The organism is Streptomyces sp. Ru62, assembly GCF_002920615.1.
In the GTDB taxonomy this organism is placed as follows: domain Bacteria; phylum Actinomycetota; class Actinomycetes; order Streptomycetales; family Streptomycetaceae; genus Streptomyces.
The window spans coordinates 200,630-212,896 of record NZ_PQSU01000010.1; the positions used below are offsets into that span (position 1 = coordinate 200,630).

The window sequence follows — 12,267 nt, forward strand, 5'->3', positions numbered from 1 at the left end:
ACCACTGTGACGCCTGAATCCCCCTCACCGACCGGGACACCCGACACCCTCTCCGGTCCGCCACCGGGCTGCCCCGCGCACGGCCTCGGCCCCGGCATGCCGCGCCGGCTGTACGGCCCCGACGCTGAGGACCTCGGCGACCTCTACGAACGCCTGCGGGAGGAGCACGGCCCCGTGGCACCCGTGCTGCTCCACGACGACGTACCGATGTGGGTGGTCCTCGGCCACGCCGAGAACCTGCAACTCGTGCGGAACCCCTCGCAGTTCACCCGCGACAGCCGGATCTGGACCCCGCTGCGCGAGGGCATGGTCAAGCCCGACCACCCGCTCATGCCGCACATCGCCTGGCAGCCCATCTGCTCCCACGCCGAGGGCGAGGAGCACAAGCGGCTGCGCGGCGCGGTCACCGCGGCCATGGAGACCATCGACCACCGCGGGGTGCGCCGGCACATCGGCCGCTACACCCAGATCCTGGTCAACAGCTTCTGCGAGCGGGGCCGGGCCGAGCTGGTCTCCCAGTTCGCCGAGCACCTGCCGATGGCCGTGATGTGCGAGATCCTCGGCATGCCCGAGGAGTACAACGACCGGATGGTGCAGGCCGCCCGTGACGCACTCAAGGGCACCGAGACCGCCATCCAGAGCCACGCCTACGTCATGGACGCGCTCAGCCGGCTCACCACCCGGCGGCGGGTCCGGCCCGAGGACGACTTCACCAGCCACCTCCTCACCCATCCGGCCGGGCTCAGCGACGACGAGGTCCGCGAACACCTGCGGGTCGTCCTCTTCGCCGCTTACGAGGCCACCGCGAACCTGCTCGCCAACGCGCTGCGCATGGTCCTCACCGAGCCGGGGTTCCGGGCCCAGCTCAACGGCGGCCAGATGACCGTGCCGGAGGCGATCGAGCAGTCGCTGTGGGACGAGCCGCCGTTCAGCACGGTCTTCGGCTACTACGCCAAGCAGGACACCGAGCTGGGCGGCCGGCGGATCCGCAAGGGCGACGGGCTGCTCTTCGCGCCGGCACCGGGCAACATCGACCCGCGGGTGCGGCCCGACCTGTCCGCGAGCATGCAGGGCAACCGCGCCCACCTCGCCTTCGGCGGCGGCCCGCACGAGTGTCCCGGCCAGGACATCGGCCGCGCCATCGCCGACGTCGGCGTCGACGCGCTGCTCACCCGGCTGTCCGACATCCAGCTCGACTGCGCCGAGGAGGACCTGCGCTGGCGGTCGTCCATCGCCTCCCGGCACCTGGTGGCCCTGCCGGTGCGCTTCGAACCGAAGCCGCAGCAGGACGTCGACATGCCGCCGCGTGCCATGCCGGTCCCGCCGCAGCGCTCCGACTGGCAGGTCGGCACCCTGGGCAGCGACCCGGCCCCGGCCACCGAGCCGACCCCGGCACCCGCCCGTACGTCCTTCGCGCCGGCCCCCACCCCTCCAGCCCCGGAACCGTCCCGCCCCCGGGGTCTGTGGGGGCGAGCGCTGCGCTGGTGGCGCGGAGAGTGACAGCGGTGCCGCACGGCTCCGCCGGACTGGGACACCTCAGCCCGCCGGCGCACGCCCGGCGGACCGGCGTCTCGTGCGGCGGGGGCCGTGCCGGTGGGATCGGTCAGTTCGGCGGGGTCGGCCGCCTCGGCAGGTCGGTTCCCCCCGGCGGGCCGCGTCCGAGGGTTTGGGTTCGTCGGCGGCGCCGGTCGTGTCTCATGGGTCCGTGCCACCCCAGGGCCCCGCTGAGGCCAGGTCCGTAGCACGGGGTCCGTGCCGGCCGGTGGGGCGGTTTCCCCGCCGGGGCTAGGTCCCGTTCGCCCAAGTCTCGGGTGACGTCCACGCGTGCAAGGTGCGGGCGCTGGTGAACGTGTGGTCCTTGCCGGTGACCGGGTCGGTGAACTCCAGCCCGCGCGCGAGCAGTTGCAGCGGGCGGCGGAAGTCGTCGGCCGGTACCGGGGCGGTCACCTCGGGGTACAGCGGGTCGCCGAGGATGGGCACGCCCAGCGCGGTCAGGTGCACCCGGAGCTGGTGGGTCTGCCCGGTGGCCGGCATGAGCCGGTAGCGGCCGAGCCCGGCCCGGTGTCCGGTCAGTTCCACCCGGGTCTGCGCGTTCGGCTCGCCCGGCACCTCCCGCGCGGCCGGCACCCCGCGCTCCTTCACGATCCTGCTGCGCACGGTCCGGGGCAGGACGAGCGCGGGATCGTACGGCGCCACCGCCTCGTACTCCTTGCGCACCCGCCGGTCCCGGAACAGCGACTGGTACGCGCCCCGCTCCTCCGGCCGCACCGTGAACAGCACCAGCCCGGCGGTGAGCCGGTCCAGCCGGTGCGCCGCCGTCAGCGTCGGAATGCCCAGCTCACGCCGGAGCCGGGCCAGCGCGGTCTCGGCGACATGCGCACCGCGCGGGGTCGTGGCCAGGAAGTGCGGCTTGTCGGCGACCACGATGTGCTCGTCCCGGTACACCACCTCCACCGGGAACGGCACCGGCACCTCGGCGGGCAGCTCGCGGTGGAACCAGACGAACATCCCCGGCCGGTACGGCGCGTCCGGCGCCACGGCCCGCCCGTCGGCCCCGACCACCAGCCCGGCGGCGAACATCGACTCGACCACCCCGGCCGGAGCCCCCGTCAGCCGCTGCACCAGGTGCTCCCGCACGGTGGCCCACGTCCCGTCCGCGGGCAGCCGGACGCGGACGGGGTCCACGCCCTCGCGCTGGGGGAGCGGGGCGGGCGGGGGCGGGGTACGGCGTCTCATCGGGGTCAAGGGTACGGGGGCACGGTCACCCCGGTGGCCGTCGGAAAGAGGCGGTCCACCGGTCCCGTACTCGGCAGGATGGGGATCATGCCGTTTCTCACCAGCCCCGTCCTGACCCCCGGCGCCCTCGCCCGTGCCCCGCAGCCCGCCCTCCCCGCCGGCGGCGGCACGCTGCTGCGCCCGTGGCGGGCCGAGGACGCGCCCGCCGTGCACGCCGCCTTCACAGACCCGGTGCTGCGCCACTGGCACGGCCGGTCCTGCGACTCCGCGGAAGAGGCCGCCGGATGGATCGCGCAGTGGCGGAGGGGATGGGCGGACGAGCGCGAGGCGCAGTGGGCCGTCGTGGACGAGGGCACGGACGAGCTGCTGGGCCGGGTGGCGCTGCGCCAGATCGTGCTCGGTGACGGCGTCGCCGAGATCGCGTACTGGACCGTGGCGGGGGCGCGGGGCCGGGGCGTCGCCCTGCGCGCCGCGACGGCCCTGACCGGCTGGGCCTTCGAGGAGATCGGCTTCCACCGCCTGGAACTCATGCACGCGATCGCCAACCCCGCTTCCTGCCGGGTCGCCGGCAAGGCCGGCTTCGCCCTGGAGGGCACCAAGCGCAGTGCCTACCTCCACCAGGACGGCTGGCACGACATGCACCTGCACGCGCGCGTACGGGGTGACTGACCCCGGCGGGACTCCGCGGGAGCGGGGACGGGGAACCGGGCGTACGGAAGCGGCTGCACCCTTCCCGGGTGCCGCCGCCCCTCCGCACGCTCAGGCAGCCGCCGCCGGGCCGCCCTCCTGCTCCGCCTCGATCCGGGCGTTCCACTCCCGCTTGGAGGCCTGCCAGCCGTCCTCGTTGTGGCCGAGCCGCCAGTAACCGGAGATCGACAGGTCCTCGCGCGGGATCTGGCGCTCGACCCGCAGCAGCCGGCGCAGCTCCTTCACGAAACCCGCCTCGCCGTGCACGAACGCGTGCGGCCGGCCCTTTGGGAACTCCAGTCCGCGCACGGCCTCCAGCAGGGCCTCGCCGACCGGCCGGTCCCCGCGGTGCAGCCAGACGACCGGCACCTCGGTGTCGATCTTCTGCTCCTCCTCGGGGCCGGAGACCTCGATGAACGCGTGCGCACGGGCACCGGCGGGCAGCGTCTCCAGGGCGCGGGCGATGGCGGGCAGCGCGCTCTCGTCCCCGGCGAGCAGGTGCCAGTCGGCATCGGGGTCGGGCGCGTACGCGCCGCCGGGGCCCATGAAGCGCACGATGTCGCCGGGCCGCGCACGCAGGGCCCAGGGGCCGGCCAGGCCCTCGTCGCCGTGGATCACGAAGTCCAGGGTCAGCTCCCGCTGCCCGGGGTCCCAGGCGCGGACGGTGTAGGTCCGGGTCACCGGCCACTGCTCGCGCGGGAACTCGGCGCGGATCCGCTCCAGGTCGAAGGGCTCCGGGTAGGTGACACCGGCGGCACCGAACAGCAGCTTCACATAGTGGTCGGTGCAGGTGTCCGCGGCGAAGTCGGCCAGGCCCTCACCACCGAGCACCACGCGCTGCATGTGCGGGGTCAGCCGCTCGGTGCGCACCACCTGGGCGGTATGGGGCTTACGCGGCTTTCGTCCCGGACGCTCTGCCATCACGGCCTCCTGCGGGTTGGTTAGGGTTACCTAAGTTAGCACCTCGCGCCGATTCGCCACCTCGTCGATGGGCGTTCGATGAGATCCCTTTGCCGGAATATGGACCGGCCTCACGCCGCGAGCGTGGTCAGCAGCCGCTGCAAGGAGCCGCCGAGGCCCCATCGGTGCGTCAGCGCCTCCAGTGCCTCCGGGTCGTGCGGGGTGTGCGGCAGGGCCGTGTCGACGTCCGGCAGCGGCACGTCGTCGGCGACCCGCACCACCTTCGGCGCGACCGCGAGATACGGCCGGGCCTCGGTGAGCCGCCTGCGCTGCGACGGCGTGAGCTTCGCCCGCGGGTCGTCGACCGCCGCCATGATCCCGGCCAGGTCACCGAACTCGGCGAGCAGCTTCGCGGCCGTCTTCTCGCCGATGCCGGCCACGCCCGGCAGCCCGTCGCTCGGGTCGCCGCGCAGCAGCGCCAGATCCGCGTACCCGCGCCCGTCGACGCCATACTTCTCGCGCAGCGCCGCCTCGTCGGTCAGCTGGAGCGTGCCGACGCCCTTCACCGGATACAGCACCCGTACCTCCCGCGCGTCGTCCACGAGCTGGTACAGGTCGCGGTCGCCGGTGACGATGTCGACCGGGCCCCCGGCCCGTGCGGTGAACGTGCCGATGACATCGTCCGCCTCGTACCCGGCGACCCCGACGCGGGCGATCCCGATCGCGTCCAGCACGTCCTCGATCACCGGCACCTGCGGGGCGAGGGTGTCCGGCACCTCCTCCTCGTCCGGCGCGCCCTCGTGCTCCTCGGCGACCCGGTGCGCCTTGTAGGTGGGGATGAGGTCCACCCGCCACTGCGGGCGCCAGTCGGCGTCCATGCAGGCCACCAGGTGCTCCGGGCGGTGGTCCTTGACCAGCCGGTCGATGAAGTCCAGCAGCCCGCGCACCGCGTTGACGGGCGTGCCGTCCGGCGCCTTCACGGAGTCCGGGACGCCGAAGTAGGCGCGGAAGTACAGCGAGGCGGTGTCGAGAAGCATGAGTCGTCCGGTCACGCACGCATCATGCCGCACGGCACCGACAGCGGCCCCCGCCGCCGGAACGCGTTGCGCCACGCGCATCGCCGTGAACCCGGCCACGTGCGCGTTTGACCCGGCCCGGCCTGGGGAGGCGCGGCCTCTGTCCTGTCCCCGCCAGACGAGAGGTTCGCGTGTCAGCCAGGCTTGAGGTGGAGCACCTGTACAAGGTGTTCGGCAGACGACCCGACGAAGCAGTGGAACGCCTGCGCGAGGGCGCCGACCGGACGGAACTGCGCGCCGACGGCACGACCGCCGCCGTGATCGACGCCTCCTTCCGCGTCGAGGCCGGCGAGATCTTCGTCGTCATGGGGCTGTCGGGATCCGGCAAGTCCACCCTGCTGCGCACGCTCAACGGGCTGCTGGAGCCGACCGCGGGCAGCGTGCGCTTCGACGGCCAGGACCTGACCGCCCTCACCGACCGGGAGCTGCGCGAACTGCGCTCGAAGAAGATCAGCATGGTCTTCCAGCACTTCGCGCTGTTCCCGCACCGCAGCGTCCGCGACAACGCCGCCTACGGCCTGGAAGTGCAGGGCGTGCCCCGCGCCGAGCGCGAGCGCCGCGCCGACGAGGCGCTCGCCCTGTGCGGCCTGGCCGGCTGGGAGACCTCCTGGCCCGACGAGCTGTCCGGCGGCATGCAGCAGCGCGTCGGCCTCGCCCGCGCCCTCGCCACCGACGCCGACGTGCTGCTGATGGACGAGTCCTTCAGCGCCCTGGACCCGCTGATCCGCCGTGACATGCAGGACCAGCTGCTGGAACTCCAGAAGACCCTGAGGAAGACCATCGTCTTCATCACCCACGACCTCAACGAGGCCATGCGGCTCGGCGACCGCATCGCCGTCATGCGCGACGGCCGTATCGTCCAGACCGGCACCGCCGAGGACGTCCTGCTGCGCCCCGCGAACGACTACGTGGCCTCCTTCATCCAGGACGTCGACCGGTCCCGGGTGCTGACGGCGGGCGCCCTCATGGACACCTCGGTCACCGCCGACGCCCCGCTGTGCGGCTGCGAGACCGCGACCCGCGAGACCCCGTTCACCGAGCTGTGCGCGATCAGCGCCCGGCTGTCCCACCGCGTCTCCGTCGTGGACGAGGCGCGTCGCGTCGTCGGTGTCGTCCCCAGGCAGCGGCTGGTCGGCTTCCTCGGCGAGGAGACGGCCGGTCCCGCGCCCTGTGACAACCCGCGGGGAAAGGTGGCCGGCCGTGCCTAGGATCCACCTCGGCGACTGGGTCGACTCCGGTGTGAACTGGCTGGTCGACCACCTCTCCTGGCTCTTCGACGCCGTCCGGGCGGTCATGGAGGGCATGTACGACGGCATCGACGCCGTGCTCACCGCCCCCGAGCCGCTGCTGATGGCCGGCATCCTCGCCGTGCTCGCCTGGTGGCTGCGCGGCCTGCTCTCCGGTGCCCTCGCCTTCGCCGGTTTCGCGCTGGTCGACTCGCTCGACCTGTGGGACCGGGCCATGTCCACCCTCGCCCTGGTGCTCGTGGCGACCGTGATCGCCCTGGTGATCTCGGTCCCGCTGGGCATCTGGGCCGCCCGGTCCAGGGCGGTCAGCGCCGCCGTACGGCCGGTCCTGGACCTGCTCCAGACCATGCCGTCGATGGTGCTGCTGATCCCGGCCATGCTCTTCTTCGGCCTGGGCACCGCCGCCGGCGTCGTCGCCACCCTGATCTTCGCGCTCGCCCCGGGCGTCCGCATGACCGAACTGGGCATCCGCCAGGTCGACGCCGAACTCGTCGAGGCCGCCGAGGCGTTCGGCACCACCCCGCGCGACGTCCTGTGGCGCGTCCAGCTCCCGCTCGCGCTGCCGACCATCATGGCCGGCGTCAACCAGGTGATCATGCTGGGCCTGTCCATGGTCGTCATCGCGGGCATGGTCGGCACCGGCGGACTCGGCGGCGCCGTCAACGAGGCGATCGGCCAACTCGACATCGGCTACGGCTTCGAGGCGGGCGTCGGCATCGTCGTCCTCGCCATCTACCTGGACCGCGTCACCGGCGCGCTCGGCACCCAGCTCTCCCCGCTGGGCCGCAGGGCCGCCGCGAAGGCCCGCACGCGCGCGTGGTCGTACCGTCCGCGCCCTGCCGTCGCCGTCGTCGGCGTGGTCGTCCTCGCCCTGGTCGCGGGCGGGCTCGGGATCTTCGGCTCCTCCGTCGGCACCTCCGAGGCCTCTGGCGCGGACATCGGCAAGGGCAAGGAGATCCGGATCGGCTACATCCCGTGGGACGAGGGCATCGCCTCCACCTTCCTCTGGAAGGAGCTGCTGGAGGAGCGCGGCTTCAAGGTGACCACCACGCAGTACGCGGCCGGCCCGCTCTACACCGGGCTCGCCACCGGCCAGCTCGACTTCCAGACCGACTCCTGGCTGCCCACGACCCACGCCGAGTACTGGTCGAAGTACGGCGAGCGGCTGGACGACCTCGGCAAGTGGTACGGCCCCACGTCCCTGGAGCTGACCGTACCGTCCTACGTGAAGGACGTGAACTCCCTGGCGGACCTGAAGGACCACGCGTCCGAGTTCCAGGGGAAGATCATCGGCATCGAGCCCAGCGCCGGCATGACGGGCCTGTTGAAGAACAAGGTGCTGAAGGAGTACGGCCTTCAGGGCACGTACGACGTGGTCGACGGTTCCACGCCCGCCATGCTCGCCGAGCTCAAGCGCGCCTACGCCAGGAAGCAGCCGGTCGTCGTCACCCTGTGGTCGCCGCACTGGGCGTACAGCGACTACGACCTGAAGAAGCTCAAGGACCCCCGGGGCGCCTGGGGCGAGGGCGACGGCGTGCACACCCTCGCCCGCAAGGGCTTCGCCGCCGACAACCCGCAGGTCGGCCAGTGGCTGAAGGACTTCTCGATGACCGAGCAGGAGCTGACCGGCCTGGAGGCGCGGATCCAGAAGGCCGGCAAGGGCAAGGAGCAGGACGCCGTCCGCGCCTGGCTGCGGCAGCACCCCGGCCTCGTCGACAAGTGGGCCCCGGTCACCAAGGAGGACACCACGAGCCAGGCGGCCGGGTGACCTGACCGTCCCGGACCGCCTCCCGAGGGGCGGGCGCCGCCGGACGCCGACACGCGTCCGGTGCCGCCCGCCCCTCGCGGCCTTTCACCCACGGAAGGTTCAGGCCAATCACGCACCGTGAGGAGCCATGGCCCGTGCCCGGACGCCCGGCGCAGCTGGACGGCCTGTTCATCCTCCAGGGTGACCGGGTCCGGGAGCGCCTCCCGGCCCCCGAGCGCTGGCGCGAACCGTGGGGTCGGGGATCACGGGAGTGTCAGGGATGTGACAGGCACGTGAAACGGTTTGCCGAACATGCGTAGGGTGCAGAGAAGTCATCGGAAGAGGTGTGCCCCGGAACGGGCACCCGGAGAGCGGCACGACGAGCGAGGGAGGGAGCCGGAGCGATGGGCGACCACAAAGAGCAGCAGCCCGTGCGGGTGGGCGCGGCCGTCCGGCGGCGCCGTCGTGCGCTGGAACTGACCCTCGCCGTCGTGGCCGAGCGCAGCGGCCTCTCGGTGCCCTTCCTCAGCCAGGTCGAGAACGACAAGGCCCGCCCGAGCCGTACCTCCCTGGAGAAGCTGGCCGACGCCCTGCGCACCACGGCCGTCGAGCTCCTCGCCGCCGCCGACCCGGCCGCCAGCGTGGACGTCGTCCGCGCCGAGGCCGTCACCGACGGCGACTACGACCCGCGGACCCGCTCGCTGGTGCGCGGCCACCACCAGCTGCACGCCTCCGAGTTCACCGGCGACCACGACGCCGGCCGTGAGTTCCAGCACCGCAACGACGAGCTGATGTACGTCGCCGACGGTGCGGTGGAGATCGAGGCCGAGGGACGCGCGTACCGGCTCGGGCGCGGCGACACGCTGTACCTGACGGGCGGGGTACGGCACCGGTGGCGGGCGACGGTGCCGGACACGAGGGTGATCGTGGTGGCGGTGGCGGAGCACATCGAGGCGATGCACGACAGGTCTCGCTGAGGGTTCGAAGGGAGGGTCACGGGATGGTGCGGGTCGGTCCGCCGTCCGCGGCGCCGTCGGGGCCGGTCGCGCGGTTCCCCGCGCCCCTTCAGGGCGCTGCCCTTGCCGGAGCCGGGTAGTGCGCGTCGTCTCCCTCGTCCCCTCGCTCACCGAAGCAGTGGCCGTCACCCTCCCCGGAGCCCTCGTCGGCGCCACCGGCTGGTGCAGTCGTCCCGAGGAACTGGACGTCGTCCGGATCGGCGGTACGAAGAACCCGGAGGTGGAGCGGATCATCGGGCTCGTCCCCGACCTGGTGATCGCCAACGAGGAGGAGAACCGCGCGCCCGACCTCGACGCCCTCCGCGCGGCCGGACTGAACGTGCTGGTCACCGAGGTGCGGAGCGTGCCGCAGGCCTTCGCCGAGCTGGACCGGGTGCTCACCGCGTGCGGCGCGGCCGACCGCCCCGGCTGGCTGGCCGAGGCGGAGGACGTCTGGGCGGCCCTGCCCGAGCCGGCGGAGCGCAGGACCGCGGTCGTACCGGTCTGGCGGCGCCCCTGGATGGTCCTCGGCCGGGACACCTTCGCGGGTGACGTCCTCGCCCGCCTCGGCGTGGACCACGTGTACGCCCACCACCCCGAGCGCTATCCCCGGATCCCCCTCGACGAGCTGCGCGCACGAGAGCCGGACGTGGTGGTCCTGCCCGACGAGCCGTACCGCTTCACCGCCGACGACGGCCCGGAAGCGTTCCCGGGGCTGCCCTGCGCCCTGGTCAGCGGACGGCATCTGACCTGGTACGGCCCGTCCCTGACACAAGCGCCACGGGTGCTGGCAGAAGCGCTTCGGGCAGCGCGCCGCTGAGCGGGCCGCGCGCGGTGCCGCCACCAGGGGCCACGGGGCTAGGGCATAAGCTGGTCTTATGAGTGAGACGGAGGGGCTCCCCACGGAATCGCTGGCGCACCGGGTGCCGGACCTCGCCGCGCTGGAGCTGCTGCTCGCGGTGGCGCGGCTGGGCAGTCTCGGCGCGGCGGCGCGCGAGGTCGGCATCACCCAGCCGGCCGCCAGCAGCCGGATCCGCTCCATGGAACGGCAGCTGGGCGTGGCCCTGGTCGACCGCTCGCCGCGCGGCTCCCGGCTCACCGACGCCGGCGCCCTGGTCACGGACTGGGCCCGGCGGGTGGTGGAGGCGGCGGCGGCCTTCGACGCGGGCGCGCGGGCGCTGCGGGACCGGCGCGACTCACGGCTCCGCGTCGCCGCGAGCATGACCATCGCCGAGTACCTGCTGCCCGGCTGGCTCCTCGCCCTGCACGCCGAGCGGCCCGACACCGCGGTCTCGCTGCTCGCCGGGAACTCGGCGAAGGTCGCGGAACTCCTGCTGGCCGGCGAGGCGGACCTGGGCTTCGTGGAGGGGCTGACCGTGCCCACGGGCCTGGACTCCACGGTCATCGCCCGCGACCGGCTGATCGTCGTCACCGCGCCCGCCCACCCGTGGGCCCGCCGCCGACGGCCCCTGACGGCGGCGGAACTCGCCGAGACCCCGCTGATCCTCCGCGAGCGGGGCTCCGGCACCCGTCAGGTCCTGGACGCGGCGCTCGGCGGCCTGGCCCGCCCGCTGATCGAGCTGTCCTCCACGACGGCGGTGAAGGCCTCCGCCGTCAGCGGCGCGGGCCCCTCCGTCCTCAGCGAACTCGCGGTGGGGGAGGAGCTGGGGATGCGGCGCCTGGTCAGCATCCCGGTCGAGGGCGTCTCCCTGCGCCGGGACCTGAGAGCGGTATGGCCGACGGGCCACCGCCCCACGGGCCCGGCCCGGGAACTCCTGTCCCTGACCCGCGGCTGAAGCGCCCTGGAGGGGCGCGGGGAACTGCGTGACCAGCCACCGGGGACCCGCGGCGGGGAACAGGCGGCCGGAAGCGGAACGGCGCTCGGCCCGCGGCGGGACTCGTGTCCCTGACCCGCGGCTGAAGCGCCCTGGAGGGGCGCGGGGAACTGCGCGACCAGCCACCGGGGACCTGCGGGGAACAGACGGCCGGTAGCGGAACGGCGGTCAGCCCTGACCCGCGGGGACTGCGCGGGCAGCCACCGGGGACCCGCAGGGAAGACGCGGCTGGAAGCGGAACGGCGCTCAGCCCTGACCCGTCGGGAACTGCGCGACCAGCCACCGGGAACCCGCAGGGAACACGCGGCTGGAAGCGGAACGGCGGTCAGCCCGCGGCGGCGACCAGCGCCGCCATCACCCTCGGGTCCTCGCCCATCTCCGGATGCCACTGCACCCCCAGCGCCCACCCCCGCTCCGCCGGCAGTTCGACGGCCTCCACCGTGCCGTCCGCCGCGTAGGCCGACGGGACGAGGCCCTCGCCGAGCCGTTCCACCGCCTGGTGGTGGTACGTCGGCACCGTCAGCTCCTCCGGCACGATGCCGGCGTACAACGTCCCCGGCACCGGCTTCACCGGGTGCTCGCCGAAGGCGCCGACCACCTCCGCGTGCCCGTCCAGGTGCTGGACGAGCGTGCCGCCGAGGGCCACGTTCAGCAGCTGCATGCCCCGGCACACCCCGAGCAGCGGCACGCCCGCCGCCAGCGCCGCGTCGATCAGCGCCAGCTCCCAGGCGTCCCGCTCCGGCGCGGGCGGCCCCGTGCGCGGCGAGCGCTCGGCGCCGTACCGGGCCGGGTCGACGTCCGGGCCGCCCGCGATGACCAGCCCGTCGAGCCGGGCCACCGCCGCCCCGGCGTGTCCGGGCGCGTCCGGCGGAAGCAGCGCGGCCAGTCCGCCGGCCCGCTGCACCAGCCGCGGATAGCCGGCCGCCAGCAGCACCGCGTCCAGCTCCCACACCCCCCAGCGCACGCCGGACTCCAGATACGTGCTCACGCCGATCAGCGGCCGTACGCTCATGCTGCCCTCCTCGACATCAAAGGTTCATCCGA

General features: G+C 73.7%; 11 protein-coding genes. 7 read left to right on the forward strand and 4 right to left on the reverse strand.

The window, feature by feature from the left end; translation table 11 throughout:
• Nucleotides 1-6: 6 nt before the first annotated feature.
• On the forward strand, nt 7-1,500 hold the full coding sequence (locus C3492_RS15880; protein WP_103812408.1) for a cytochrome P450: 1,494 nt from the start codon (nt 7-9) through the stop codon (nt 1,498-1,500).
• 285 nt (nt 1,501-1,785) lie between these two features.
• On the opposite strand, the gene C3492_RS15885 is transcribed toward C3492_RS15880, so the two are convergent.
• Nucleotides 1,786-2,736, reverse strand: a complete 951-nt coding sequence (locus C3492_RS15885; RefSeq protein WP_103812409.1) for an RluA family pseudouridine synthase — start codon at nt 2,734-2,736, stop codon at nt 1,786-1,788.
• Between the two features lie 87 nt (nt 2,737-2,823).
• Here C3492_RS15885 and C3492_RS15890 point away from each other — a divergent pair, with 87 nt between their 5' ends.
• Entirely contained in the window at nt 2,824-3,405 is a 582-nt protein-coding gene (locus C3492_RS15890) for a GNAT family N-acetyltransferase (RefSeq protein WP_103812410.1), read from the forward strand.
• 90 nt (nt 3,406-3,495) lie between these two features.
• Here the strand turns inward: C3492_RS15890 and C3492_RS15895 are convergent, their stop codons facing one another.
• Both C3492_RS15895 and C3492_RS15900 read right to left on the reverse strand, forming a co-directional pair.
• Nucleotides 3,496-4,344: a siderophore-interacting protein gene (locus tag C3492_RS15895; protein ID WP_103812411.1), complete on the reverse strand. Its 849-nt coding sequence runs from the start codon at nt 4,342-4,344 to the stop codon at nt 3,496-3,498.
• A 110-nt stretch (nt 4,345-4,454) separates the two neighbouring features.
• Nucleotides 4,455-5,375: a 5'-3' exonuclease gene (locus tag C3492_RS15900; protein ID WP_103812412.1), complete on the reverse strand. Its 921-nt coding sequence runs from the start codon at nt 5,373-5,375 to the stop codon at nt 4,455-4,457.
• Nucleotides 5,376-5,530: 155 nt separating this feature from the next.
• Here C3492_RS15900 and C3492_RS15905 point away from each other — a divergent pair, with 155 nt between their 5' ends.
• The 5 genes from C3492_RS15905 (at nt 5,531) to C3492_RS15925 (ending at nt 11,184) form a co-directional block, all read left to right on the forward strand.
• Nucleotides 5,531-6,607, forward strand: a complete 1,077-nt coding sequence (locus C3492_RS15905; RefSeq protein WP_181140385.1) for a glycine betaine/L-proline ABC transporter ATP-binding protein — start codon at nt 5,531-5,533, stop codon at nt 6,605-6,607.
• The gene (locus C3492_RS15910) at nt 6,600-8,414 is read left to right on the forward strand and encodes an ABC transporter permease/substrate binding protein (protein WP_103812414.1); all 1,815 of its coding nucleotides are present in this window, start codon (nt 6,600-6,602) and stop codon (nt 8,412-8,414) included. Before C3492_RS15905 ends, C3492_RS15910 begins: the two co-directional genes overlap by 8 nt.
• Before the next feature lie 383 nt (nt 8,415-8,797).
• On the forward strand, nt 8,798-9,370 hold the full coding sequence (locus tag C3492_RS15915) for a helix-turn-helix domain-containing protein (RefSeq protein ID WP_103812415.1): 573 nt from the start codon (nt 8,798-8,800) through the stop codon (nt 9,368-9,370).
• Between the two features lie 118 nt (nt 9,371-9,488).
• Nucleotides 9,489-10,208, forward strand: a complete 720-nt coding sequence (locus C3492_RS15920; RefSeq protein WP_103812416.1) for a helical backbone metal receptor — start codon at nt 9,489-9,491, stop codon at nt 10,206-10,208.
• 58 nt (nt 10,209-10,266) lie between these two features.
• Nucleotides 10,267-11,184 carry a LysR family transcriptional regulator gene (locus C3492_RS15925; protein ID WP_103812417.1) on the forward strand — a complete coding sequence of 306 codons (918 nt, stop codon included), beginning with the start codon at nt 10,267-10,269 and terminating at the stop codon, nt 11,182-11,184.
• A gap of 364 nt (nt 11,185-11,548) precedes the next feature.
• Here C3492_RS15925 and C3492_RS15930 read toward each other — a convergent pair whose 3' ends face one another.
• Nucleotides 11,549-12,235, reverse strand: a complete 687-nt coding sequence (locus tag C3492_RS15930; protein ID WP_103812418.1) for a gamma-glutamyl-gamma-aminobutyrate hydrolase family protein — start codon at nt 12,233-12,235, stop codon at nt 11,549-11,551.
• Nucleotides 12,236-12,267: the final 32 nt, after the last annotated feature.